27 protein-coding genes are annotated in these 24,457 nt (G+C 63.4%); 14 read left to right on the top strand and 13 right to left on the bottom strand.

Annotated elements, in window-relative coordinates:
• Positions 1-41: 41 nt before the first annotated feature.
• From BLR77_RS03105 to BLR77_RS03095, 3 genes are read right to left on the bottom strand one after another with little or no spacing between them, the layout of a single operon-like run.
• Positions 42-506: a DUF2489 domain-containing protein gene (locus tag BLR77_RS03105; protein ID WP_074675421.1), complete on the bottom strand. Its 465-nt coding sequence runs from the start codon at positions 504-506 to the stop codon at positions 42-44.
• A 7-nt stretch (positions 507-513) separates the two neighbouring features.
• Positions 514-708, bottom strand: coding sequence for an SEC-C metal-binding domain-containing protein (locus BLR77_RS03100; RefSeq protein ID WP_037001315.1), 195 nt, complete (start codon positions 706-708; stop codon positions 514-516).
• A 17-nt stretch (positions 709-725) separates the two neighbouring features.
• Entirely contained in the window at positions 726-1,223 is a 498-nt protein-coding gene (locus BLR77_RS03095; protein WP_139202864.1) for an LEA/WHy family protein, read from the bottom strand.
• 192 nt (positions 1,224-1,415) lie between these two features.
• Here BLR77_RS03095 and BLR77_RS03090 point away from each other — a divergent pair, with 192 nt between their 5' ends.
• Entirely contained in the window at positions 1,416-1,970 is a 555-nt protein-coding gene (locus BLR77_RS03090; RefSeq protein WP_074675419.1) for a hypothetical protein, read from the top strand.
• A 66-nt stretch (positions 1,971-2,036) separates the two neighbouring features.
• On the opposite strand, the gene BLR77_RS03085 is transcribed toward BLR77_RS03090, so the two are convergent.
• The 3 genes from BLR77_RS03085 to BLR77_RS03075 all read right to left on the bottom strand — a co-directional run bounded on the left by BLR77_RS03085 (position 2,037) and on the right by BLR77_RS03075 (position 4,204).
• Positions 2,037-3,152, bottom strand: a complete 1,116-nt coding sequence (locus BLR77_RS03085) for a hypothetical protein (RefSeq protein WP_074675418.1) — start codon at positions 3,150-3,152, stop codon at positions 2,037-2,039.
• A gap of 67 nt (positions 3,153-3,219) precedes the next feature.
• The gene (locus tag BLR77_RS03080) at positions 3,220-3,702 is read right to left on the bottom strand and encodes a YchJ family protein (RefSeq protein WP_074675417.1); all 483 of its coding nucleotides are present in this window, start codon (positions 3,700-3,702) and stop codon (positions 3,220-3,222) included.
• A gap of 4 nt (positions 3,703-3,706) precedes the next feature.
• Positions 3,707-4,204, bottom strand: coding sequence for a DUF6231 family protein (locus BLR77_RS03075; RefSeq protein WP_074675416.1), 498 nt, complete (start codon positions 4,202-4,204; stop codon positions 3,707-3,709).
• A 163-nt stretch (positions 4,205-4,367) separates the two neighbouring features.
• Between BLR77_RS03075 and BLR77_RS25925 the strand changes: the two genes are divergently transcribed.
• From BLR77_RS25925 to BLR77_RS03055, 4 genes are all read left to right on the top strand, one after another.
• Positions 4,368-4,997 (top strand): OmpA family protein, encoded by a 630-nt coding sequence (locus BLR77_RS25925; protein WP_074675415.1) that lies wholly within the window; start codon positions 4,368-4,370, stop codon positions 4,995-4,997.
• 140 nt (positions 4,998-5,137) lie between these two features.
• Entirely contained in the window at positions 5,138-5,872 is a 735-nt protein-coding gene (locus tag BLR77_RS03065; RefSeq protein WP_174578077.1) for a PA1041 family peptidoglycan-binding anchor lipoprotein, read from the top strand.
• 157 nt (positions 5,873-6,029) lie between these two features.
• Positions 6,030-6,335: a DUF1145 domain-containing protein gene (locus BLR77_RS03060; protein WP_074675413.1), complete on the top strand. Its 306-nt coding sequence runs from the start codon at positions 6,030-6,032 to the stop codon at positions 6,333-6,335.
• Positions 6,328-7,089, top strand: a complete 762-nt coding sequence (locus tag BLR77_RS03055; protein WP_074675412.1) for a hypothetical protein — start codon at positions 6,328-6,330, stop codon at positions 7,087-7,089. The genes BLR77_RS03060 and BLR77_RS03055 overlap by 8 nt, the downstream gene beginning before the upstream one ends.
• 49 nt (positions 7,090-7,138) lie before the next feature.
• Here BLR77_RS03055 and BLR77_RS03050 read toward each other — a convergent pair whose 3' ends face one another.
• Positions 7,139-7,603: a CopD family protein gene (locus tag BLR77_RS03050; RefSeq protein ID WP_074675411.1), complete on the bottom strand. Its 465-nt coding sequence runs from the start codon at positions 7,601-7,603 to the stop codon at positions 7,139-7,141.
• A gap of 140 nt (positions 7,604-7,743) precedes the next feature.
• Here BLR77_RS03050 and dinG point away from each other — a divergent pair, with 140 nt between their 5' ends.
• A complete protein-coding gene (gene dinG, locus BLR77_RS03045; RefSeq protein WP_074675410.1) occupies positions 7,744-9,888 on the top strand; it encodes an ATP-dependent DNA helicase DinG in 2,145 nt (714 codons plus the stop codon).
• 5 nt (positions 9,889-9,893) lie between these two features.
• Here dinG and mnhG read toward each other — a convergent pair whose 3' ends face one another.
• Genes mnhG through mbhE form a run of 6 tightly spaced genes read right to left on the bottom strand, consistent with a single transcriptional unit; the run spans position 9,894 to position 15,654 of the window.
• Positions 9,894-10,235, bottom strand: a complete 342-nt coding sequence (mnhG, locus tag BLR77_RS03040; protein WP_004423812.1) for a monovalent cation/H(+) antiporter subunit G — start codon at positions 10,233-10,235, stop codon at positions 9,894-9,896.
• Positions 10,232-10,543, bottom strand: coding sequence for a monovalent cation/H+ antiporter complex subunit F (locus BLR77_RS03035; protein ID WP_074675409.1), 312 nt, complete (start codon positions 10,541-10,543; stop codon positions 10,232-10,234). The genes mnhG and BLR77_RS03035 overlap by 4 nt, the downstream gene beginning before the upstream one ends.
• Complete coding sequence (locus BLR77_RS03030) at positions 10,540-11,037, bottom strand: Na+/H+ antiporter subunit E (RefSeq protein WP_074675408.1); 498 nt, start codon at positions 11,035-11,037, stop codon at positions 10,540-10,542. Before BLR77_RS03030 ends, BLR77_RS03035 begins: the two co-directional genes overlap by 4 nt.
• A complete protein-coding gene (locus tag BLR77_RS03025; protein WP_074675407.1) occupies positions 11,037-12,533 on the bottom strand; it encodes a proton-conducting transporter transmembrane domain-containing protein in 1,497 nt (498 codons plus the stop codon). Before BLR77_RS03025 ends, BLR77_RS03030 begins: the two co-directional genes overlap by 1 nt.
• Positions 12,530-12,934, bottom strand: coding sequence for a sodium:proton antiporter (locus BLR77_RS03020; RefSeq protein ID WP_074675406.1), 405 nt, complete (start codon positions 12,932-12,934; stop codon positions 12,530-12,532). Before BLR77_RS03020 ends, BLR77_RS03025 begins: the two co-directional genes overlap by 4 nt.
• On the bottom strand, positions 12,934-15,654 hold the full coding sequence (gene mbhE, locus BLR77_RS03015; RefSeq protein WP_074675405.1) for a hydrogen gas-evolving membrane-bound hydrogenase subunit E: 2,721 nt from the start codon (positions 15,652-15,654) through the stop codon (positions 12,934-12,936). The genes BLR77_RS03020 and mbhE overlap by 1 nt, the downstream gene beginning before the upstream one ends.
• Before the next feature lie 220 nt (positions 15,655-15,874).
• On the opposite strand from mbhE, the gene BLR77_RS03010 reads away from it, so the two are divergent.
• The 8 genes from BLR77_RS03010 (at position 15,875) to BLR77_RS02975 (ending at position 24,361) form a co-directional block, all read left to right on the top strand.
• Positions 15,875-17,020: a serine hydrolase domain-containing protein gene (locus BLR77_RS03010; RefSeq protein ID WP_074675404.1), complete on the top strand. Its 1,146-nt coding sequence runs from the start codon at positions 15,875-15,877 to the stop codon at positions 17,018-17,020.
• Between the two features lie 82 nt (positions 17,021-17,102).
• Positions 17,103-17,756, top strand: a complete 654-nt coding sequence (locus BLR77_RS03005; protein WP_074675403.1) for an OmpA family protein — start codon at positions 17,103-17,105, stop codon at positions 17,754-17,756.
• 81 nt (positions 17,757-17,837) lie between these two features.
• The gene (gene pdxH / locus BLR77_RS03000; RefSeq protein WP_074675402.1) at positions 17,838-18,485 is read left to right on the top strand and encodes a pyridoxamine 5'-phosphate oxidase; all 648 of its coding nucleotides are present in this window, start codon (positions 17,838-17,840) and stop codon (positions 18,483-18,485) included.
• Positions 18,486-18,632: 147 nt separating this feature from the next.
• Positions 18,633-19,553 carry a serine hydrolase domain-containing protein gene (locus tag BLR77_RS02995; RefSeq protein ID WP_074675401.1) on the top strand — a complete coding sequence of 307 codons (921 nt, stop codon included), beginning with the start codon at positions 18,633-18,635 and terminating at the stop codon, positions 19,551-19,553.
• A 209-nt stretch (positions 19,554-19,762) separates the two neighbouring features.
• On the top strand, positions 19,763-20,272 hold the full coding sequence (locus BLR77_RS02990) for a ProQ/FinO family protein (RefSeq protein ID WP_074675400.1): 510 nt from the start codon (positions 19,763-19,765) through the stop codon (positions 20,270-20,272).
• 213 nt (positions 20,273-20,485) lie between these two features.
• On the top strand, positions 20,486-21,604 hold the full coding sequence (locus BLR77_RS02985) for a sugar diacid recognition domain-containing protein (RefSeq protein WP_074675399.1): 1,119 nt from the start codon (positions 20,486-20,488) through the stop codon (positions 21,602-21,604).
• Between the two features lie 198 nt (positions 21,605-21,802).
• Entirely contained in the window at positions 21,803-23,170 is a 1,368-nt protein-coding gene (locus BLR77_RS02980) for a GntP family permease (protein ID WP_074675398.1), read from the top strand.
• A gap of 54 nt (positions 23,171-23,224) precedes the next feature.
• A complete protein-coding gene (locus BLR77_RS02975; RefSeq protein ID WP_074675397.1) occupies positions 23,225-24,361 on the top strand; it encodes a glycerate kinase in 1,137 nt (378 codons plus the stop codon).
• Positions 24,362-24,457: the final 96 nt, after the last annotated feature.

The following is a 24,457-nucleotide window of genomic DNA, read 5'->3' as shown; positions in this document are numbered from 1 at the left end:
GGCGCCAAGGTAATGAGGCTGGTGCTGCCTGGCAAGAGCCCTCAGGCGTTTGCCTGTGGCCTCTTCAGCCCTTCGTCGAGTAACCAGCGCGCGGCGATGCGGGCGGCGGCCTTGTGTTGCAGTTCGAGCTCGTTGAAGCGTTTTTCGAAGCGGCGCCGTTCGGCCTTGTCCAACGCTTTCCAGGCTGCATGCGTGGGCGCCTCGGCGGTCGCCTCGAAGAGCAGATGGAACACCTGGCAGCGGCTGTCATTGCTCAGGGCACTGTCATAGTTGTCGAGCAGCACCTTGATGCGGATGGCACCTTCGATCAACGGCAGTTGCTCGTCGAGCAGGCTGCTGGCGAGGATGTGCAGATCGCCGCCGATACGTTGCTGGCGTTCTTGTTGCGCTTCGTCGCGCACGCGCTGATTTGCCCATACGCGTCGCCACAGGTGCCAGGCATAGGCGGCCAGAGCCGCGATCAGCAGCAGGCCGGTGAGTAGCAGGATGAGGGTCATGGCATCCATGCGCGGCTCAGGCGCCGTGACACTTCTTGAACTTCTTCAGGCTGCCGCATGGGCAGGGGTCGTTGCGGCCGACATCCTTCAGCGTATTGCGTACCGGCTCCTGATGGCCATGATTGCAGTGCGGGCCATGCACATGACCGTGATCGTGATGGTCGTGGTCATGGTTGCAGTCAGGGCCGTGGACGTGGGGTTGGTTGCTCATGGTGTTACTCATGCAGGTTATTCGGGGATGAAATCGCCGGGAATTATCTCGCCATTACGCGCCATGTGCACGCTGCGGCCGAACAACATGCCGGTTTTTACCTCGCCCTTGAGGCTGTAGCGAATCGGCACGTCCGGTTTTTCCAGTGCTTTGACGATCTGCCGCACATGGCGCCAGAGGTTGGTGCGCACTGGTACTTCGAAGGTGTGGTGGCCGTGGGCGGGCACGGTGAACCACTCGTTGGAGTAGCCCTCGGCCAGCTGGATACCATTGAGATGGACGTTGTAGTCCAGCCCACGCACCGGCAGGCTGACACCGTTGGGATTGTCGATTCGAAAACGCAGGCGAAACTCCTGTTCGAGCAGCCTGGCCTTGACTACATCAACTTTGATGAGTTGGACGTCCGGGTCCTTGAAGCCACCTGTCATCCAGGTGGAGCATCCTGTCAGGCCTGAAAGCAGGCCAAAAAACATCAATAGGCTGATAATTCTTATCATTTGCGCCTGAGAAAACATTTCATACCCCCATTGCGGCCCAGTGTAACAAGCAAGCGCTTGGCTGCAACGGGGAAGCTCTCATTATTTTCAATGAGATACTGTGGCGGTTTCGGTGCGTTGACGATTGGGAGAGCATGAATGAGAAGCCTGCAGTGTCAGGGCAAAGGAACCTGCGCCATACTGAGCGGCGAATAGGACAGGAGTGTGACCATGAGTCGCTACGAGATCGCCTTCTCCGGGCAATTGGTGCCGGGCGCCCAGCCGGAGCTGGTCAAGGCCAACATGGCCAAGCTGTTCCAGGCCGATGCCCAGCGCATTGCCCAGTTGTTCTCCGGGCGTCGCATCGTGATCAAGAACAACCTCGATGCCGCCGGGGCAGAAAAATACCGGGCGACCCTCGAGCGGGCCGGTGCGCGGGTCGAGGTCGTCGACATGGACGTGCTGATAGAAGAGGTCGAGCTGGCACCACCACCGCCAGCCGAGCCACTCTCGGCGCCGGCGGTCACCCCCGCTGCGACCAAGCCGGGCCGCCTGCGGGTCGCGCCACGAGATGAGTACATGGCCGCGTTCAGTGAAGTGGATGCACCGGATTTCGACATCGCTCCGGTGGGCAGCGATCTGCAGGACGCCAGGCCCGACGCTGCAGCACCGCAGGTCGACTTGTCGCAGTTCAGTCTGGCGCCCGTAGGCAGCGATATGGGGCAAGCCAAGTCTGCCGCGCCAGCGGCTGTACCGGATACATCGCATCTGAAACTGCAGGATTGATCGTCCCGCAGGTTTGCAACGCCGTGAGCTGCGCAGGCAGCCACGGCGTTTTTGCATCAAGTGTGGCTAGCTCGCCTTGCACCTGGCTTGCGCCTCCTCCGGTTTGAGGTTGCGCACGCTGGTGAAGAACAGCTCGCAGGTTTGCAGTTTATCCGTCACCTGCCATTTTGCGGTGCAGGTGTTCAGCGTCTGCTGCGGATCAGCTGTCGGTTGCTGGCCCATGCCGGCCTGCCAGCAGGCGGCGCTCAGGTCCTGTCCCATGACCCTGATACCCACTGCGTTGGCGGCATCCTCGTTGCCCTTGTTGTTGGCCGGATCGGCGGCATACCAGATATAGCTTGGATGATTGGCGCCGAGCACGGCGACCTGTTGTCCAGGCGCTGCCTCGATCTGACCCAGGCCCAGCACTGGCAGATTCACCCCGTATTGCTGCGTGATCCAATTGCGCACCGGCGCGCCGAAGGCAACCATCGGCAGGCTGGCATTGCCCGAGCCGACGCTGAGCTCGCTGACCATGCGTCGTTGATAGCTGTTGAAGTAGCTGTACACACCTTCCAATGCGCTGCCAGCACTCGCAGGGGCGGCGATGGGGGCGATGTCGATGATGGTCTGGTAAGCGGGTGTGTGTTCCGCCTGTACACCATTGAAACTGAGCAGCGATGCCCAGCGATCGGTGGTGCTCGAGCGCAGATAATCCTGAGCCTGAGTCAGTGAGTAGTCCGGTGGGAAGTGCAGCAGTTCGACGCTCTTGCGGTTCTCCAGTGCCATGCCCAGGGGCAGGAAGAAGTACCAGTTGTACTGCCATTTGCCGTCACGATTGAGCTGACTGGCGCCCTGATAGGCCAGGTCACCGGTATCCAGCAATTGCAGCAGGGGTTTGCCGTAATCCTTTGGCGTGCCTTCGAAACTGGCATGAACGCGTTCCCCGTTACGTGTTACGCGCACATTGGCCTGGGGGTAACCGTCGCGTGTCAGGCTCTGTTGCAGGTAGTGTTCGACCGTCTGCTCCAGCGTCCAGTCGCGGTAGCAGATTACGCTGCAGTTGTTCGGGTAGGCGAACAGGCGGCTGACGCGCTGGCTGTCCCCCAGATCCAGCGTTTCCCCTTGCAGCCCGCCGGGCTGGTTGGCGCATCCCATGAGCAGGCTGGCCAGGATAAGAGCGATACCACTTTTCTTGTGCATGACTTTCTCCTTGTTGAGTGTCCTCGCGGGACGTATCAACTCAAGCAGAAAGCAGGATTAACGCCAATCAGGAATTCAGGTAGGGCGCGCAGCACTTCTTGAACTTCTGCCCGCCTTGGCAGGGGCAAGGGTCATTGCGTCCGGCTTTCAGTGGCGCCGTCGGGTCGAGGAAGAACCAGCGTCCGTCCACTTGCACGAAAGCGGAGCATTCACGGTGGCGATGTTCGCCGTTGTCATCGTGCCAGCGGGCGACGAACGCGACTTGGGCGTGTTCCGGCTTGCCGCCGAATACCTCGCTGCCCTCAACTTCCAGGCCAAGCCAGGTACTTTGGGCGCTCCAGGCGGCCATGGCGTCGCGATCGAGCGCCTGTTGCTGGGCGGGCAGGGTGGTGGCTACCAGGTAATCCACCAGGCCCAGTACATAAGCGCTGTAGCGTGAGCGCATCAACAGCTCTGCGCTGGGCGCGTGGGTGCCGTTGTGGTAGTGGCCGCAACACTGGCTCAGAGGGTTGCCGCTGCCGCAGGGGCAATTGGGATCGAGTGGGCTCATCGCTCTACCACCAGTATTTGCCGAAATTTTCCGGATTGGCCCAGAACTTTGCATTCAACCAGTCGGGAACTTGCTTGTAATCGAGTAGATCATAAGTGAACAGATGCAGGGTCTGTCCCTCGCGCTGGAACTGCTCACTGGCTTGCATGGCCAGAGCGAAAAAGTCGGTTTCCTGCCAACCACCTGCCTTGAGGTCGACCAATACGGCGACCCGGCTGGCGTTGAGATTGCGGATGCCGCCCAGTAGTTGCAGTCCATCGCGTTTGGGTAAGTGCTCCAGACAGTCGACCAGAAGTGCCAGGTCGAAGCGCTGTGCGGCCAGTTCAGGCGCCAGGGGAGCAGCAGGGGCATTGCTGACCTGACATTGCGGGTGGGCGCTGTGAAAGGCGCTGACTGCCGGTAGTTCGCTTGCACCGAGTAACAGCAGTTTCTCGGGGGTATAGCGGGCAAGCAGTGCCGCAATGGCCTGCTGTGGAGTACGGGTGCTAAGGCTGGCGGTCATCGAACTTCCTCGAAAAGTCTGCAAAGACTAACGTGGTGTCGGGATCAGGCCTAGAGTGAGAGAAAATTATCCGCAGAAGCTGCTATAGCTGGCGGATTGTACAACTCCTGTCTTTACTACTATTGAGTCGGTTATGGGCCGATGAACATTGGAGACCTAAAGTATGAGTATCACAAGGAATGCAGTACCCCTGATTCTGGCGAGTACCCTGCTGACCGGCTGCGCCGGCCTACAGAAAACCGACTGGCCCACCTGCGCAGCTGTAGGCGGTGTTGGTGGTGCGGCGTTAGGGGCAATTGAAAGCTCTACCTGGGCTGGTGGTGGTGCGCTGGTGGGTGCCGGTATGGCTGCCGCCTACTGCTGGGTACATGGTGCCGAAGCACAGCAGGTTGCCGTCGTCGAGGAAGTCGTTGTCGAGGAGGTTGTCGTTGCCGAGCCGGCCGAAGCCGTTCGCGTCGAACTGGACGTCAAGTTCGACTTCGATAAGGCCCAGGTCAAGCAGGAAAGCTACGGCGATATCAAAGCCCTGGCCGACTTCATGAAGCAGTATCCGCAGACCAGCACCGTGGTTGAAGGTCACACCGACTCCGTGGGCAGCGATGCTTACAACCAGGGGCTGTCCGAGCGCCGTGCCAGTGCCGTGCGTGACGTTCTGGTCAACCAGTACGGTGTCGAGTCCGGCCGCGTGCAGGCAGTGGGTTATGGCGAAAGCCGCCCGGTCGCCGACAACGCCACCGCTGATGGTCGTGCCATCAACCGTCGCGTAGAAGCCGAAGTCGAAGCTCAGCCGTAAGGCGCTTCACTCCGTCAGAGGCTTCAACCGCACAGGCCCGGCCGGTTCTCCATCGGTCGGGCCTTTTCTTGTGCGAAGCCAGGCCGCCGTCTTTACTCCTGTGATACCGGCAACATGCCGGTATCACAGGAGACACCGCCATGAGAATCCAGCTTCCGAGGGTTTTACCCTTTCTCTTGGTCAGCAGTGTTCTCTCGGGTTGTGCCACGACTTCCAGTACGGGAGACGCGCCGCTCAACCAGGGGAACTGGCCCCTGTGCAGTGCGATTGGAGCCCTGGCCGGTGGCGGCCTCGGCGCAATCGAGAGTTCTACCTGGGCAGCAGGCGGCGCGGTAGCCGGCGCTCTGCTGGGCACCATCATCTGTTACGCGCAGGACGGCGATGAAGATGGCGATGGTGTGTTCGACCGCCGCGATCGTTGCCCCGGTACGCCAGCGGGTACTGCTGTAGGTCATAACGGCTGTCCTTTGCCGCAATATCCAGCCAGCGTTGCCGCCGAGCCGGCGATGGAGCAGCAGGTGCAGGATGAGGTCATTGTCCTCAGCGACCTGGGCAATGTGTTGTTCGCGTTCGACTCAGCCGAACTGACGGGGGAGGCGCAGCGCCTGCTTGCCGATGTCAGCACACGTCTGACCGGCGCCAGTCTGGTCGCAGTCAAGGTCGTCGGGCATACCGATAGCGTCGGTTCTGATACCTACAACCAGGGGTTGTCCGAACGCCGTGCACGCAGTGTTGCAGACTTTCTCGTCGCCCAGGGGGTGCCTGCCGGCAAGCTCAGTACCGAAGGCCGTGGTGAGAGCCAGCCGGTGGCGGACAATGGCAGCGATGCCGGACGTGCTCAGAATCGCCGCGTAGAGCTGTACGTTTCCCGTTGAAGCAAAGGGATGCCCTCAGGTCATCGCAGGCCTGGGGGTATCGCTTTTGCGGCTGGTGTTGGGTGAAACCATGGAAAATAATCCCTCGCTCTGGTGGTCCGGGCCGCGACCGGTTAACGTGCTGCGCTAGTAGAAAAACCAGAGCAAGAGGGCGGGGATGAAAGCACTGTTGATGGTGGGCAAGGCGCTGGCCTTGGCCTTTTGGCTAGTATTCGGGGCAGCGCTGGCCGGTCGTTTCGGCGCTCCTTTCGAGCAACTCGTCTATCTGCTCTCGGCCTTTCTTGCGCTGCTGCATGGGGCGCAGCTGTGGCTGTTTTCGGGTCTCCTGTCCGGTCGCACTAGCCCCTGGCTGGATCGTGTACAGGTCCTGCTGTTCGGCATTTTTCACCTCTACCCGCTGAACGCCGGGCAACAGTCCGAGAGCGCCTCTACGGCAGTGATCGAGGGGGCTGCCCATGCGTAGTCTTGCGCTGCTGCTCTGCCTGTTCGCGGGTACCTCGTTGGCTGCTACTCAGGTCAAGGTGCCTTCCAACACCTTGATGCGTTTGCCGGTTGCCAGCAGCAGCCTGCAGCTCGAGCGGCTGGAGGTGGCGGATCAGGCGACCCTGATGATTCCGGCAACGGTGACGGAGTTGCGCATTGGCGAGCTGCTGATGGGCCGCGACGCGCGTATTGGCGTAGCGCCCAGCGATCAGCCGCTGCGTCTGGTGGTTGAGGATGCCGATATCGGTCCGGGCGCCTGGATCAGCGCCAAAGGTGCGGCTGGTACTTACACTCGGCCGGCTACTCCCGGGCGGGAGATCAAGCTCAAGCTGCATAAGTTGACATTCGAATCGCTGACCCTGGATGTACGCGGTGGTCAGGGCAGGCCGGGTTATGCCGGGCTCGATGGTGCGCATGGGCAGCCGGGTGGTTGCACCTGGGGGCAGGCCAGTGCCGGCCACGATGGTCAGGACGGCACCGATGGGCACGAAGGCGCAGCCGGCGGCAGCGTGGTTCTGGAGGTGCCGCACCATGTCGAGGTCGAGCGCATGCAGGTGTTGCTCGACGGCGGTGCGGGCGGTGCAGCCGGTTCAGCGGGACGTCCCGGCCGTGGTGGCGCCGCCAGGGGGTGCCTGCTCTACGGCGTCGATGGTGCGGCCGATGGCAAACCCGGCCAGCCCGGGCGTGAAGGTGCAACGGGTCGCAGTGGTGCTGTGCAGGTGTTCCGCTTTTAAATAGCTGCGGCTGCCTTCGCTCTCATGTGCAAACGAAGGCAGCCGCCCATCAGAATGACGGGCGCATGGCCGCCAGCGTCATCAGCGCCAGGCCGATCAGCAGGTTGCTGCCCACGACCTTGCGAATTCGTCCCAGTACCTCGCCGCCTGCAGGCCAGTTTTCGGCCTCCACGGCGCGACGCAGTTGCGGCAGTTGCAATGCCTGAATACGCAGGAACAAGGCGAGCATCACCAGATACAGTCCCATCATGATGTGCACGTAGCGCGGTGCGGCGTCGAAACCGCTGTAGCTCATGTGCAGCATGCCCAGGCCGCTCAGTGGCAGGGCCGCTACCGCCACCCAGACCCAGACGAAAAAGCGTTTGAACACGCTCAGCCACAGGCGCAGGCGTGCTGGCGGCTCCAGTGTTTCGACCGCTGCCGGGCGCAGAATCATCCAGGCGAAGAACATGCCGCCGACCCAGACGACGGCGGCCAGCAGGTGTAGCGCATAGAGCGGGGCGTAGGGTGTCATGCAGGATCTCCTGAGGGTCCGTTTGGCAGCTCGTTCGCTTCGATTGGCACGCGAGTCAGCGCCAGATCGACAGGCGCGCTATGATAGCGGCCGCTCCGCGAATACTGAAAATTTATCCAGCCTTTTTCGTTTCAGAATCCATGCTCAGTACCGAACTCAAGTCCCAGATCCAGGGCGCCTACTCGCGCTTTCTCGAGGCCAAGTCGCTCAAGCCGCGTTACGGCCAGCGGCTGATGATCGCTGAGATCGCCAAGGTGCTCGGCACCATCAAGACCGATGACGAGGGCAAGCGTCTGGGCGATCCAGCCGTGGTTGCGGTCGAGGCGGGCACGGGTACCGGCAAGACCGTGGCCTATAGCCTGGCCACCATTCCCACGGCCAAGGCTGCTGGCAAGCGCCTGGTGATCGCCACCGCCACCGTGGCGCTGCAGGAGCAGATCGTGCACAAGGATCTGCCGGATCTGTTGCGCAACAGCGGCCTGAACTTCAGCTTCGCCCTGGCCAAGGGCCGTGGGCGTTACCTGTGTCTGTCCAAACTCGACCACCTGCTGCAGGACGGCGCCGCGCAGAGCGCCACCGCACAGTTGTTCGAGGAAGAAGGCTTTCGCATCGACGTGGATGAACAGGGCCAGAAGCTGTTCACCGCAATGATCGAGAAACTCGCCGGCAACAAGTGGGATGGTGACCGCGACAGTTGGCCGGAGGAGCTGGAGGACGTGCGCTGGGCGCAACTGACCACCGATCACAGCCAGTGCACCAACCGCCACTGCCCGAACTTCCAGCAGTGTGCCTTCTACAAGGCGCGCGAGGGCATGGGCAAGGTCGACGTGATCGTCACCAACCACGACATGGTGCTGGCCGACCTGGCCCTTGGTGGCGGTGCGGTACTGCCCGACCCGCGCGAAACCATCTACGTATTCGACGAAGGCCATCACCTGCCGGACAAGGCCATCGGCCACTTCGCCCATTTCACGCGCCTGCGCTCGACCGCCGACTGGCTGACCCAGATCGACAAGAACCTGACCAAGTTGCTGGCGCAGAACCCGCTGCCGGGCGATCTCGGGCGACTTATCGAGCAGGTGCCGGAGCTGGCCCGCGAGCTGAAGACCCAGCAGCAATTCATGTTCGCCGCCTGCGAGCAGATCGCCGACTTCAAGGCCGGTGAAGACATGGAAGGGCGCGAGCGCCCGCGTCACCGCTTCGTCGGTGGCGTGGTGCCGGAGCACCTGACCGAACTGGGTCTGGAGTTGAAGAAGGGTTTTTCCAAGCTCAATGACCTGTTCACCGGCGTTACCGAGCTGCTCAAGGAAGCGATGGATGGCGAGGGCGCCGTGGGCATCGCCAGTCATCAGGCCGAGGAGTGGTACCCGCTGTTCGGCAGCCTGATGGCGCGGGCCAAGGGCAACTGGGAGCTGTGGCTGGCCTTCACCGCTGAAGACCCTGAGGAAAGCCCGCCCATGGCGCGCTGGCTGACCCTGGCCGAGAGCGGTGCGCTGTTCGACATCGAGGTCAACGCCAGCCCGATCCTGGCGGCCGAGACCTTGCGCCGCAACCTGTGGAACGTCGCCTACGGCGCCCTGGTGACCTCCGCCACGCTCACCGCGCTGGGCACCTTCGATCGTTACCGTATGCGTGCCGGGCTGCCCAAGGCTGCGGTCGCGGCCATTGTGCCGAGCCCCTTCCATCATGCCGATGCCGGCCTGCTGCGCGTGCCCGACCTCAAGGCCGATCCGCGTGAGGCTGCGGTGCATACTGCGGCCATCATCCGCGAGTTGCCGGGGCTGGTGGCAGGCAGTCGCGGTACGCTGGTGCTGTTCTCTTCGCGCAAACAGATGCAGGACGTGTTCGACGGCCTGGATCGCGACTGGCGCAAACGCGTGTTCATCCAGGGCAACCTGTCCAAGCAGGAGACCCTGAACAAGCACAAGGCGCGCGTCGATTCAGGCGAGGAAAGCGTGCTGTTCGGCCTGGCCAGTTTCGCCGAAGGCGTCGACCTGCCGGGGGCCTACTGCGAGCATGTGGTGATCGCCAAGATTCCCTTCGCCGTGCCGGACGATCCGGTGGAAGCGGCACTGGCCGAATGGATCGAGGCGCGTGGTGGCAATCCCTTCATGGAAATCGCCGTGCCGGACGCTTCGCTGCGCCTGGTGCAGGCTTGCGGCCGCCTGCTGCGCACCGAGGCCGACCGCGGCACCATCACCCTGCTGGATCGGCGTGTGGTCACTCAGCGTTACGGCAAGGCCATCCTCAATGCTCTGCCGCCGTTCCGCCGACAGATCGATTGAGCGACCTATTCGCCGCCTCTGTTGCGCTGTTCCAGCTCATCGCCCAAACGACCCAGCGTCGGCCGGATACCGGCGCGGTGTGCGGCGCGGGCGATGGCGTGAGCAGCCAGCGGGGCGCTGGCCAACAGAATCAGCAGGCCGATAAAGGCCTCCAGCGCCAGTTCGCCACTGCTGGCCAAGGCCACTGCGCCAAGTAGCAGCACGGCGCCGAGCACCCCGGCCTTGCTCGCCGCATGCATGCGGCTGTAGCTATCGGGCAGGCGCAGCACGCCAATGGCGCCGAGCAGAGAGATCACCGCGCCGCTCAGCACCAGCAGCGAGGCCAGCCAGGCTTGTACTTCGTTCATCGGTGTTCCTCGCGTTTTTCCGGCATCTGGCTGTGGGCATCGTCGAACAGGAAGGCAAAGGCCGCCGTGCCGAGAAACGACACCAGTGCCAGCAGCACGGCGACGTCGATGAACAGCGCCTCGCCGCGCATCAGGCACAGCAGTGCCATGGCGGCGACCGCCAGCAAGGTGAGGGCGTCGATGGCCACCGCCCGATCCGGACGGCTTGGCCCGCGCAACAGGCGATAGAGGCTGATCAAACCGCTCAGTGCCAGCAAGGTTGCGGCCAAGGGCAGTACCCAGGCTGCTCCAGCCAGGTGCAGGGTCATGGCGTTACTCCTTCGGCTTTGCCGGCGTCGAGCCAGGCCAGCAGGCGGCGTTCCAGCTCGATGAGGATTTCAGTCACGTCCTCACGGCGACGGGCATCGAGGGCGTGGATATACAGCAAGCCCTGCTCCTCGTCATAGTCCAGGGCCAGGGTGCCGGGTGTCAGGGTCAGCAGGGTGCCGAGCAGGGTGACCTTGTCCACCTCCCGGCGGGTCACCGGGTAGGCCAGTACGGCCGGCTCCACTTCGACCCGGCGTGCCAGTACCAGAGTGGCGACGTGGTAAGTCGCGAGGAACACCTGAGCGATGAACCACAGGCAGAAGCTGACGCCATGCTCCAGGCTCCGGGCGTAACGGCCAAGGCGCTGGACTGCCAATCCCAGCAGGCGAACGATCAGGTAGAGCAGGGCGAAGGCCAGCAGACCGCCACCCAGATGACCGGCGCCTAGGCTCCAGGCCAGGCCAGCGCTGGCCAGCAAATGGACGAGAAACAGCATCAGGTACCTCCTGCGCCGGTAAAGGGTTGCAGATAGGCTTGCGGGTCGGCGAGTTGCGCAGCGGCAGCCACGGCGTAGTCGATCAGCGGGCCGGCGCCCAAACCGATCAGCACGGTCAGCAGCGCCAGGGCGCTCATGCCCAGCCAGGCAGCGCGCATGCCGGTAACCGCGTGCAGCGCCTCTTCACCTCGTGGATGAGGTTTGAGAAAGGCTTCGTTCCAGATCTTGTTCATCGACAGCAAGGTGAACACGCCGGTCAGCAGGGCGATGCCCGCCGCCCACCAGGCGGCTGCATCCAGACTGGCCTTGACCAGCAGGAACTTGGCCCAGAACCCGGACAGCGGTGGAATGCCTGCCAGAGACAGCGCCGGAATGGCGAACAGCAGCGCCAGCCAGGGCATGCGCCGATAGAGCCCGCCCATGTCGGCCAGACGTTCGGAGCCGCAGATGCGCGCCGCCACGCCACCGATGAAGAACAGGTTGGCTTTCACCACGATATGGTGGATCAGGTAAAACACCGCGCCGGCCAGCGCCAGCGGCGTGGCCAGGGCAAGGCCGAGGATCATGTAGCCGACCTGGCTGACGATGTGGAACGACAGAATGCGCCGTACCTCGGTCTGCGCCGCCGCGCCCAGCACCCCCACCAGCATGGTGGCGCAGGCGACCCACAGCAGCAGTTGATGCGGCAGGCCGTACTCCGGCCAGAGCAGGGTCACCAGACGAATCAGCGCGTACACCCCCACCTTGGTCAGCAGGCCGGCGAACATCGCCGAAACCGCGGTCAGTGCAACGTGATAGGTGGCCGGCAGCCAGCCGAACACCGGGAACAGCGCGGCCTTGATGGCGAAGGCCAGCAGCATCAGCAGCAGCGCCGGTGTCACCCCCGGTGGCGCCTCACCGCTGCGCATGATCACCGCCAGCTCACCCATGTTCAGCGTGCCGCTGGCGCCGTAGACCAGCCCGGCGGAGAGCAGGAAGATCAGCGTGGCAAACAGGTTCAGCGCCACGTAGGTCATGCTGCCGGCCAGCCTGCGGCTGCCACCGCCAAGCGCCATCAGGGCGAAGGAGGCGATCAGCAGCACCTCGAACCAGACGTACAGGTTGAAGATGTCGGCGGTGATGAAGGCGCCGCAGATACCGGTCAGCAGGCCCTGGATGAACAGATGGAAGTCGCGACCGATCTTGCTGTCGTTGTTCTTGGCAACGCCATAGAGCAGGGTGACCAGTGCGACCAGGGCGCTGATGGCGATCATCACCGCCGACAGCCGGTCGATCACCAGGCTGATGCCGAACGGCGCCTGCCAGCTGCCGACCTGACCGCTGAGCACCACGCCCTGTGCGGCCTGCCAGACCAGTACCAGGCCCACTACCAGCAGCAGCACCGTGCCGCTCAGGCTGAGCACGCGCACGGCCAGCAGGTGGCGGCGCAGGATGATCGCCAGCAGCAGGCTGCACAGGGGCACGAGGATCGGCGCAACGAGTAACGCGTGATTCATCGGCGAGCCTCCGCGCCATTGGCGTCGCGTTCATGCTCGCTGTCATGCCAGTCCGGCGCCGGTTGCTCGGTAATCGAGCTGACCGAGTCGGTGGTCTTGTCGCCATGCAATTCGCGGGTGCGCTTGAGCAGCGCCAGGGCGAAAATGAACAGGCTGAAACCGATGACGATGGCGGTTAGCACCAGTGCCTGCGGCAACGGGTTGGCGGTGCTGGCAGCGTTGCCAGCCTCGACGAACGCGGGGCGTTCGCCGAAGAAGCGCCCGGCGGTGAGCACTCCCAGGTTGATTGCGTTACCCAGGACCACCACGCCCAACACGACGCGCTTGAGGTTGCGGTCCAGAAGCATCCACAGGCCCAGACCTGCCAGGCCTCCGGTAGTGATTGCGGCTAGCCATTCCATTACTGGCGAACTCCCGTCAGCTTGTCGATCATGTGCAGGGCGGAGCCGAACACGGTGAGGAATACGCCGATATCGAAGAGCAGGGGCGTGCCCAGCGGCAGCCCGCCGGGGAAGGTCCAGAGACCGGTAAGAAAGGCGCTGCCCGCGATCAGGCCCAGAATGCCGGCGCCCGCCGCGCAGCCCAGGCCGATACCGATCAGTTGCACAGGTGCAACGGGTAGCACCCGGCGAATCTGCCCGTGGCCGTAGGTCAGCACCAGCAGGATCAGGCCGCAGGCCGCCACCAGGCCGCCGATGAAACCACCGCCCGGCAGGTTGTGGCCGCGCCACAGCAGCAGCAGCGAGGCGGCCATCATCAGCCAGGCCAGTGGGCGCAGGCCCTGGCGCAGCAGGGGCGAGGTGAAGGCGTCTTCGCCGCCGTGTTCCTTGCCGATACGTCTGCCGCTGCCCAACAGGCTGGCGGCGGCAAGGGCGGAGAGGGCGACGACGAGGATCTCACCGAGGGTATCGAAGGCGCGGAAGTCCACCAGGATCACGTTGACCACGTTATGCCCGTGGCCGCCCGGCAGGCTGTTGGCCTGATACCACTGGGCGATTTCGCCCGGCAGTGGCAGGCTCACCGCCAGCAGCAGGGCGCCGGTCACGCTGAGGCCGAAGAGGATCGCCACGCTGGCGTGCAGACGGCGTTTCCAGGGTGCGCGTGCGCCGCTGGCTGGAACGGTGGGCATCTTGCGGAACACCAGGGCGAGGAAGATCAGGCTGAGGGTTTCTACCATCAGCTGGGTCATCGCCACGTCCGGCGCATTGACCGAGATGAACACCAGTGCCAAGCCCAGGCCGCAGGCGCCAAGGGCCGCCAGCAGGGTCAGGCGGCCGGGCAGGAACGCCGCTGCCACGCCGCCAGCCAGTGCCAACAGGCAGCCGGCCAGGCCCAGTGGCGAGATCGGGCTGTAACTGCCCTGCAGCAGTTGCGGCAGGGCCGGCAACAGGCCGACCGCCAACAGGCCGCCGACCGCCAGGGCCAGCAATACCAGGTGTTGGCGCAACGAGCCGTGCTGGAAGCGTGCGGCCAGCAGGCCGGCGACATGAAATACGCGCTTGAGCAGGCGATCCCAGAGCAGGTCGCCACTGACGTTCCAGGCCGCGTTGGCGCGATCGAGCAGCAGTCTGACTTTGTCGCGCATCACGTAGAACAGCACGCCCAGCGACACGGTCAGCAGACTGGCCAGCAGCGCAGGGGTGATGCCACCCCACAGATACAGATGCACATCCACCGGGCCGCGCGCCACTGCCTGCACCGCGTTGTTCACCAGCCAGGTTTCCGGCCAGGCATTCCAGGCGCCGAGCAGGAAACCGCCGATGGCCAGCAGCATCGGCCCCAGCCACATTGGCAGGCCGACCTCATGCGGCGTGCGCGGATAGTCGCCTTGCTTGCCGAGGAAGGTCTGCAGGAATACCAGGCAGGCAGCCGCGAACAGCAGGGCGTTGGTGAGGATCATTACCAAGGTCACTGCCCAGCCGATGTAACCCATCTCGATCAGGCCGGTGTACTTGAACTCCTTGGCGATGAAGCCGAAGAACGGCGGCAGGCCGGCATTGGAGAATGCCGCCAGGGCCACGGCAGCGCCGGTCAGCGGCATGAAACGGATCAAACCGCCGAGGCGTGCCAGCTCGCGGGTACCGGTGGCGTGGTCGATTGCACCGACCGCCATGAACAGCGCGCCTTTATATAGAGAGTGCGCCACCAGATAGAGCACGAATGCCTGCAGGCCATAGCTGGTGTTGGTGCCGATCAGCATGGTCAGCTGGCCCAGCACGGTAACCGTGGTGTACGCCAGCAAGCGCTTGAGGTCGGTCTGGCGGAAGGCCAGGAAGGCGCCGAGCACCGCAGTGGCTGCGCCGAAGGTAATCAGCAGGGTGCCCCAGCCGACGGAGCCGCCGAGCACCGGGTTGAGCCGGGCCAGCAGGTAGATACCGGCCTTGACCATGGTCGCCGAGTGCAGATAGGCCGACACGGGCGTCGGCGCGTTCATCGCGTTGGGCAGCCACAGATGGAAGGGCACCTGCGCCGATTTGGTGAAGCAGCCCAGCAGAACCAGAGCAATGATCGCTGGCAGCAGTACATGGCCTTCGATCTGCTCGGCGCTGAGGTTGGAGAACTGCCAGTTGCCGGTCGCGCCGCCGAGCAGGATCAGCCCCGCGAGCAACGCCAGGCCGCCGCCGCCGGTGATCAGCAGCGCCTGCAGCGCCGCGCGACGTGATACCGCCTTGTCGTGTTGAAAACTGATCAGCAGGAAGGAGGCGATACTGGTCAGCTCCCAGAACACGAACATCGCCACCAGGTCGTCGGCCAGCACCAAGCCGAGCATCGCCAGCATGAACACCAGCAAATAGGCGTGAAAGCGACCCAGGTGGGCGTGGCTGGACAGATAACTGCCGGCGTACAGCACGATCAGGCTGCCGATACCGCTGATTAGCAGTGCAAACAGCAGCGAGAGGCCGTCCAGGCGCAGGCTCAGGTTGATACCCAGTGCCGGGATCCAACTCAGGCTCTGCATCACGGCGCCGCCGCCGGCGATCAGCGGAATCTGTTGGACGAACCAGATGAAGGCCACCAGCGGCGCCAGCATCAACAGCCAGCCTGTGCGAGCACCCAACAAGCGCGTCAGGCCGGGTGCCATGATGGCAGCCAAGGCGATCAGGGACAGTAGGTAGAGCACTCGTTTCTCCTGTGCCGAGCGTCGAATCCAAGACGGCCTGACGACCACATACACACCGCAGTTGCGCTATTCAGGGCGTATCGGTCATATCAGGCCGCATTTGTTTCATCATAGGAAAAACCAATCGAAGATCGCTATTTTATGAAGTTTCAGAACATTGCATGATAAGCGGCTGTCATCATTGGCAGCTTAGAGCCAAGCAGAGAAACAGGAGAGCAGCGTGCAGATTCAGGGCTATTTCGACTTGCGCTTCGAAGCGGTGAGGGACGCATTCGCCGCGTTGTTCGATGACGCGCAGGAGCGGGGCGCGGCCCTGTGCGTGAAGGTCGGCGGTGAAACCGTGGTCGACCTGTGGGCCGGAGTCATGGACAAGGACGGCCAGCAGGCCTGGCACAGCGACACCATCGCCAATCTGTTCTCCTGCACTAAACCCTTCGCCGCCGTGGTGGCCTTGCAGCTAGTGGGCGAAGGCAAGCTCGATCTGGATGCACCAGTGGCGCGCTACTGGCCTGAGTTCGCAGCAGCCGGCAAGCAGCGCATCAGCGTGCGTCATCTGCTCTGCCATCAGGCGGGCTTGCCGGCTTTGCGTCAGGCGTTGCCCGCCGAGGCGCTGTACGACTGGCAGACCATGACCAGCGCGCTGGCGGCTGAAGAGCCCTGGTGGCCGCTGGGTGAGGGCCATGGCTACGCGCCCATTACCTATGGCTGGCTGATCGGTGAGCTGATTCGCCGCGTGGAAGGCCGTGGTCCAGGCGAGAGCATCGCCGCGCGCATCGCCAAGCCCCTGGAGCTGGATTTTCATGTCGGCCTGGCTGACAGCGAGTTCGACCGCGTCGCCCATATCGCTCGCGGCAAGGGCAACCTCGGCGATGCCGCCGCTCAGCGCCTGCTCAAGGTGATGATGAGTGACGCCCATGCCATGAGTACGCGTTCGTTCACCAACCCGCCGTCGATCATGACCAGCACCAACAAGCCCGAATGGCGGCGCATGCAGCAACCGGCCGCCAATGGACACGGCAACGCGCGCAGCCTGGCGGGCTTCTATGCCGGCCTGCTCGACGGCAGCCTGCTCGATGCCGAGCTGCTGGGCGAAATGACCCGTGAGCACAGTGTCGGTGACGACAAGACCCTGCTGACCCGCACGCGTTTCGGGCTGGGTTGCATGCTCGATCAGGCCGACGTGGCCAACGCCACCTATGGCATGGGCAGCAAGGCCTTCGGTCATCCCGGTGCCGGGGGTTCCAGCGGGTTTGCCGACCCGGAACGGGACCTGGCATTCGGTTTTGTCACCAACAATCTAGGACCGTTCGTCTTGATGGACCCCCGCGCGCAGAAACTTGCGCGACAGATTGCGGACTGTATCTGATTGAAACGGCTAAACTCGCGCCAACCGTTCAGTACCAACCATAACGAACCGACCATTAGATTTGTGTGACCTCGGGGGCTACATGCGTGCCAACAAGATTTTTGCCTTTACCTGCTGCCTGCTGATTGCGGGCTGCGCCGGCTCGGAAAAGAAGGAGGTCGCCAAGGCGGCCGTCATGCCACCGCCGCAGGTCACGCGTGCCTGGCTTGACGAGTACGAGCCGAAACTGCGTGAAGCGGTCAAAGGCAGCCACTTCGAATTCGAGCGCCGCGAAAACCTGCTGGTGGTCACCGCCCCGGTGCAGGGCTCGTTCAATCCGGATCGCCCGCACATGCTGCTGCCGGTGAGCCTCGGCCCCATCACCCGCGTAGCCAAATTGCTGGAAAGCGACGAAGACGTCGCCGTGGTCATCCTCGGTCATGCTGACAGCAGCGGTGATGACGCCCAGAACCGCGACCTGAGCCAGCAGCGTGCACGCGCCGTGACGTCCATCTTCCGCCTCAGCGGCCTCAAGCAGAACCGCTTGCAGGTCATGGGGGTTGGCTCGGACATGCCCCGTGCCGCCAATGACAGCGTCGCCGGTCGCGCACTCAACCGCCGCGTAGAGATTCTCCTGACTTCGCGTGACACCATGCAGGGCCTGATCGCCAAGTACAGCCAACCGGCCAAGCCTGAGCTCAAGGATGCACCCAAGGTAGCTGCCGCAGATCAAGGAAAAGTGAGCAAGTCGGAGTAAGCTTGCGGGCATTTCCACCCTGCGCGGGCAGGCACCAGCAACCAGGCGGATTGGTTGCTGGCCCTGCCCTGAGGAATTGCCATGACCCAAACCTTGGCCGATATGCGCCGCGACTACACCCGCGATGGCCTGAGCGAAGCCCAGGCCCCGCTGGAACCCTTTGCCCTGTTTCGTCAGTGGTTCGATGACGCGGTCAAGACCGAGCAAATGCCGGTCGAACCCAACGCCATGACCCTGGCCACCGTCGACGAAGACGGCCGCCCGCACTGCCGGGTGCTACTGCTCAAGGGCCTCGACGAACGCGGCTTCACCTTCTTCAGCAACTACGACAGCGCCAAGGGTCGCCAACTCGCCGCGCGCCCGTTCGCCGCCATGACCTTCTTCTGGCCCAGCCTGGAGCGCCAGGTGCGTATCGAAGGGCGGGTCGAGCAGGTCACGCCGGCCGAATCCGATGGCTACTTCCAGGTACGCCCGCTGGGCAGCCGCATTGGCGCCTGGGCTTCGCCGCAGAGCAAGGTGATCCGCGACCGCACCGAGCTGGAGAACCTGCTGGCGGAAACCGAAAAGCGCTTCCTCAACCAGACGCCACACTGCCCACCACACTGGGGCGGCTACCGCCTGCTGCCCGAGCGCATCGAGTTCTGGCAGGGCAGGCCAAGCCGCCTGCACGACCGCCTCAACTACCGCTTCAAGGGTGAGGCCTGGATTCGCGAACGGCTGGCGCCTTGATAGGCAGGCTGGCGTGGTGGGCGCGCCAGGAGCGGCCATTCACGAAGCGAACAGCGGCTGTAGAGGAAGGCTGATTGAGGCCTGCATCGCGGTATTAGGGAATGTTGGTACCCTTGCGACGCCCAACAATTGACGCTTGAGAACTCGATGCTGATCTCAATCCTTTCCAACGGCCGAGCAATAGTACTACCACCGCAAGACGAACCTCTTGTGCCGTGGTGGAGTTTCACTAAAACGGTACTATCCGCTACCGCGCTGACTTTGGTACGCGACGGCCGGCTCGATTTGGATGCACCGCTTCCTGCTAATGCGTTCACCTTGCGTCAACTCCTACGTCACGAGGCAGGCCTCGCTGACTATGGCGAACTTCCCGAGTACCACGCCGCCGTTGCGAATCATGAACCGGCATGGTCCGCGGACGAAATGATGCAGCGCCTGGATGGCTACCGGCTCCGCTATAGCCCTGGAGCTGGTTGGCGCTACTCGAATGTTGGCTTCATGCTTGTAGCCAGGCTTATCGAACGCGCTGCAGAACTGCCGCTTGAAGAAGTCATCAGGCGGCAAGTTTTGCTTCCGCTCGGTATTTCGACGGTTCGCTTCGCAACGGAACGCGCAGAACTAAGTGGGGAGTACCTCGGCAATCTATTGAATTACGACCCCGGCTGGGTTTATCACGGGTTGCTGATTGGCCCTGTTTCACAGGCTGCCCTTCTCCTGGATCGCTTGCTCGCCGGAAAACTTCTTCCTGCCAATCTGCTTCAGGAAATGCAGTCGACAAGGGTATTGGGTGGCCCTATTGCCGGCCGTCCGTGGCTTACGCCAGGATATGCTCTGGGTTTGATGCGAGGCTCTATTGAGGGGGGCTTGACCCTGGCTGGGCATACCGGATGTGGGCCCGGAAGTGTTGTGGCAGTTTATCGATGCACGGTTGGAGACGCGGCCGCGTGTTGCGCAGTTCACTCGACAGAATCGGATGAGGGCGGTATCGAGGCGCTGGTAGTTCACGAGATACGTGAAGCGCTGGAGATGGGGGCTGAAAAAGCTCAGTCCTTCTCCACTGTCTTATGAATACCTATCAGCATCTCGTTTCACCCTCTCCTTAGGGACGTATGCAACCAGAGATGGCTGTCTGCTTCTGGTCGGAACGCTGACCTGCATAAGCCACCTACGGTCTATCCATTACCTACCGCCGAGCACGCCAGTCGCCAATAAGGCTGTATCAAGTCAGCACATGAGATACCCTTGCGCGACGAATCGACCAGGACGCTAACCGAACGATGGGTTTTGAACAATTAGCCGAGCTACGTGACCGCCTGCGGGCTGAAAAAGAGCAGGTAAAGACCGAGAGCGCGAAGCCGCAAAAACGCAAGGCGTCGCAGAAAGCCAAGCCGCGCGAGCAGGATCCTACCGTCGAGGCGATCTGGAGGTTGCAGAAGCACTTCCCCTTGGCCTTTCCGGTCAATCCGGCGCCCAAGGTGCCGTTGAAAGAGGGCATTCTCAAGGATGCCGAGCAGCACCTGCAGTTGCTCGGCATCACCGCTGAGCAGCTCAAGGCGGGTATTGGCGCCTGGTGCCGGGGCGGCCGCTACTGGGCTGCCATGACCGAGAATGCGCCACGTCTGGATCTGCAAGGCCAGCCTGTCGGCGTGGTGACGGCGGCGCAGGCGCTGCATGCCAGGCAGCAGGCCAGGCGGCAACGTGCCGAAGCACGGCGCAATCAGGCCAAGGCGAAAGCGCCAGCAGATGACAAGCCTGTGGAGAACGCTGCAGCGCCTGCTGCGGAGTAAATTCTAGGGATGTTCTGAAAAAGCCATTTATCGTCACTCCCGCGAAGGCGGGAGCCCAGATGATTCGCAGGTTCTGGATGTCCGCCTGCGCGGGAATGACGGTTTTCAGCGTTTCCCTGGCTACTTGAAGGTTTCGCCGGCGCTACGAGGGAGACTTCGTGAAGCGCCGCTGGCGCGCCTACAATGACGGCCTCACTCGCGAGGCCGTTTTTCATGCTCGAACTCGACTCCACCCTGGCGCAGCATATCGTCGACCGCGCCATGGCCATCCTGCCGCACAACATCAACGTGATGGATGCGCAGGGCATGATCATCGGCAGCGGCGACCCCAGCCGCCTGCACACCCGCCATGAAGGTGCACAGCTGGTGCTGGCCAACCGTCGTGTGGTGGAGATCGACGCTCAGGCTGCGGCGTGCCTGCGTGGCGTCAAACCCGGTGTCAACCTGCCGTTGCTGCATGCCGAGCGTCTGATCGGTGTGCTCGGTATTACCGGTGATCCTGAGATCGTGCGGCCCTATGCAGAACTGGTGCGTATGGCTGCGGAGATGCTGGTCGAGCATCGCGTGCTGCAGGCCGAGCGGCACTGGCAGCGGCATCAGCAGGAGGCCTGGTTGCGACAGCTGCTCGATCCCCTGCTGCGCCTGCCCAGCCTCGAGGTCGATGCCGAACGTTTGGGGCTGCAACTGACCTGGCCGCGACAGATGTGCCTGCTGCAACTCGATGGTGAGGGCGATCCGCTGCCGCGTCAGGCGCGTCTGCTCGCCGCACTGGGGGGCAAGAGCGAACATCTGGTGGCGCCGCTCGGGCGTCACGAACTGCTCTGGTGCCGGCCATACAGCGCCACGCGCGATGATCGCGCCTGGCTACAGCAGGCCGACGAGCGCGAGTGGGGCGTAAGCTCGCTGGCGCTCAGCGATCCGCTGCATGATCTGACCGAGCTGCGCCAGGCCAGCCTGGTCCTGCGCGACCTTCAGGCCTACGGCCAGGCGCGCTTTCCCGGTCGTCGCCTGCTGCGTCTGGACGAATTGCGCCTGCCGACGCTGCTCTATGCCCAGCGCCAAAGCTGGTTGCTGCAGGGCTGGCTGGCACCGTTGCGTCAGGTGCTGACGCAGGACCCACAAGGCACGTTACGGGCGACGCTGGAAGCCTGGTGCGCGCATGACGGCCAGGTGCAAGCCTGTGCGCAGGAATTGGGTATTCATCGCAACACGCTGCGCTATCGCCTGGAGCGCATCGCCGAACTCAGTGGTCTGGACCTCAATCGGCTGGATCAGCGCCTGCAGCTATCCTTGGGGCTGGGCTTGCTGGAGCCCGCCGCGACAGCTCGGTAGAACGCTCGGTAATCCGCTCCCAACTGGTGGAAGCGGGGCGATGGCTTTGTGCGATTGCACAGCCTCCTGCGCGTTGCTTCGGCTGTTTTAGTGCCGACGCACAGGGCGAGGGCGGGGTAGGCTGAGCCACAATGTGGCGCCTCTCGGCATTCCCATCCGGGCCCTGCGCCCGCCATAACAACAATGAGGAGACTGGTCATGGGCCTGGTCCTGATTCTGGTGGCACTGATCGCGTTCATCGTGCTGTCCACTACCCGTTTGAAATTGCACCCCTTCCTGGCGTTGCTGGCCGCTGCACTGATCGCCGGTTTCGCCTACCAGCTGCCCAGCGGCGAAATCATCAAGACCATGACTGCCGGCTTCGGCGGCATCCTCGGTTACATCGGTATCGTCATCGTCCTCGGCACCATCATCGGGGTGATCCTCGAGCGTAGCGGCGCCGCCATCACCATGGCCGAGACGGTGATTCGTCTGCTGGGCCAGCGTTTCCCAACCCTGACCATGTCGATCATCGGCTATCTGGTATCGATTCCGGTGTTCTGCGATTCCGGTTACGTCATTCTCAACTCGCTGAAGAATGCCCTCGCCGCGCGCATGAAGGTGTCCGTGGTGGCCATGAGCGTGGCGCTGGCGACCGGTCTGTATGCCACTCACACATTCGTACCGCCAACCCCCGGCCCGATCGCAGCGGCCGGCAACCTGGGCCTGGAAACCTCGCTGGGTCTGGTGATCCTGGTCGGCTTGCTGGTGGCGGCGGTCACTGCCGTGGCCGGTATGCTGTGGGCCAACCGCTTCCTCAAGCAGAACGACCACGAGTTGCTGGAAGAAGCGCCGAGCGAGCTGCTCGCCGACAATGTCGATTTCGATGCGCTGCGTGCCCGCTACGGCAAGCTGCCCAATGCCTGGCAGGCGTTTTCGCCGATCTTCGTGCCCATTGCGCTGATCTGCCTGGGTTCGATTGCTGCCTTCCCGAGCAAGCCCGTCGGCACTGGCGCCGTCTTCGAGGTGCTGAGCTTCCTCGGTCAGCCGGTTGCCGCGTTGCTGGTAGGCCTGGTGCTGGCTTGCTCGCTGCTCAAGGGCGAAGGCAAGCGTCAGCAGTTCCATGATCATGTCGCTCATGGCCTGAAAGAGGCTGCGCCAATCCTGCTGATCACCGGTGCCGGTGGCGCCTTCGGTGCCATTCTCAAGGCCACCGCGCTGACCGGCTATCTGGGGGACACGCTTTCGGTGCTGGGCATCGGCCTGTTCATGCCGTTCCTGGTGGCCGCTGCGCTGAAAAGCGCGCAGGGTTCCTCCACCGTCGCGTTGGTCACTACCTCGGCAATGGTTGCGCCGCTGCTGGGCAATCTGGGGCTCGACAGCGAGATGGGTCGAGTGTTGACCGTGATGGCCATCGGCGCTGGCGCCATGACCGTTTCGCACGCCAATGACAGCTTCTTCTGGGTCGTGACCCAGTTCAGCCGCATGAAAGTGGCTACCGCTTATCGTGCCCAGACCATGGCCACTCTGATTCAGGGTGTGGCCGGTATGGCCACCGTCTGGCTGCTTAGCCTGGTTCTGCTGTAATCCGCGTTACTGGCAGGCGGCTGCGGTCGCCTGCCTCCTTTCGAGGTGCCTATCATGAAAATCGTCATCGCTCCCGACTCCTTCAAGGAGAGCCTCAGCGCGCCCGATGTGGCCGCTGCCATCGCCCGCGGTTGGCAGCAGGTGTTTCCCGAAGCCGAGTGTTTGCTGCGGCCAATGGCCGATGGCGGCGAGGGCACGGTCGATGCGTTGCTGGCCGCCGTTGGCGGTGAGCGTCGTGAGCGTGAGGTGCGTGGCCCCATGGGGGCGCCGGTCAAGGCGCATTGGGGCTGGCTGGGGCAGGGCACGGCGGTCATCGAAATGGCGGCTGCCAGTGGTCTGCACTGGGTGCCGCGTGAACAGCGCGATGCCCGTCTGGCCAGCAGCTTCGGCACTGGCGAGCTGATCCGTGAGGCGCTGGATGCCGGGGCTACGCGAATCATTCTGGGATTGGGCGGCAGTGCCACCAATGACGCCGGTGTCGGCCTGTTACAGGCGCTGGGGGGGCGTTTTCTCGATGCCGAGGGGCATGAGCTGGCGCCGGGCGGCGCGGCGTTGGCCGGTCTCGACCAGCTTGACCTGAGCGGGCTGGATTCGCGTCTGCTCAAGGTGCAGATCGAGGTCGCCGCTGATGTCGACAATCCCTTGTGCGGGCCACGTGGCGCATCCGCGGTGTTCGGTCCGCAGAAGGGGGCGACGCCTGAACATGTCGCGGAGCTGGATACGGCACTCGGTCACTTCGCCCGTATCGTAGCGGCAACGCTGGGCGAGGATCACGCCGGGTTTCCAGGTGTCGGCGCCGCTGGTGGTCTGGGGTTCGCTGCCCGTGCCTTCCTCAAGGCGAGTTTCCGTCCCGGCATCGCACTGGTGGCCGAACTGTCCGGCCTCGCCGCCGCAGTGGCGAACGCGGATCTGGTGATTACCGGGGAAGGGCGTATGGATGCCCAGACCCTGCACGGCAAGACACCGGTCGGCGTAGCGCGCGTGGCGCGTGCTGCCGGCGTGCCGGTTATCGCGCTGTCCGGTAGTCTGGGCGATAACTATCAGGCGCTGTACGAGGCTGGTATCGAGGCCGCATTCAGCCTGGCGCCGGGCCCGCTGTCACTGGAGCAGGCGATGGCCGGCGCGGCGGGTGAATTGCAGGCGCGTACCACGGATATCGCCCGGCTCTGGCGCCTCGCCCGGGCCCGATAGGGCGAACCTGGCTGAACTTGGTCTGTCTGAAATAACTATTGTTCAGGCTTCGTCGTGACAGTTACGCTCGCCCGGCGTCTAATGGATTGAGATACC

This window comes from Ectopseudomonas alcaliphila (assembly GCF_900101755.1).
In the GTDB taxonomy this organism is placed as follows: Bacteria; Pseudomonadota; Gammaproteobacteria; order Pseudomonadales; family Pseudomonadaceae; genus Aquipseudomonas; species Aquipseudomonas alcaliphila.
Note: the sequence above shows the minus strand (reverse complement) of the source record. Positions and strands in the feature narration are given on the sequence as shown.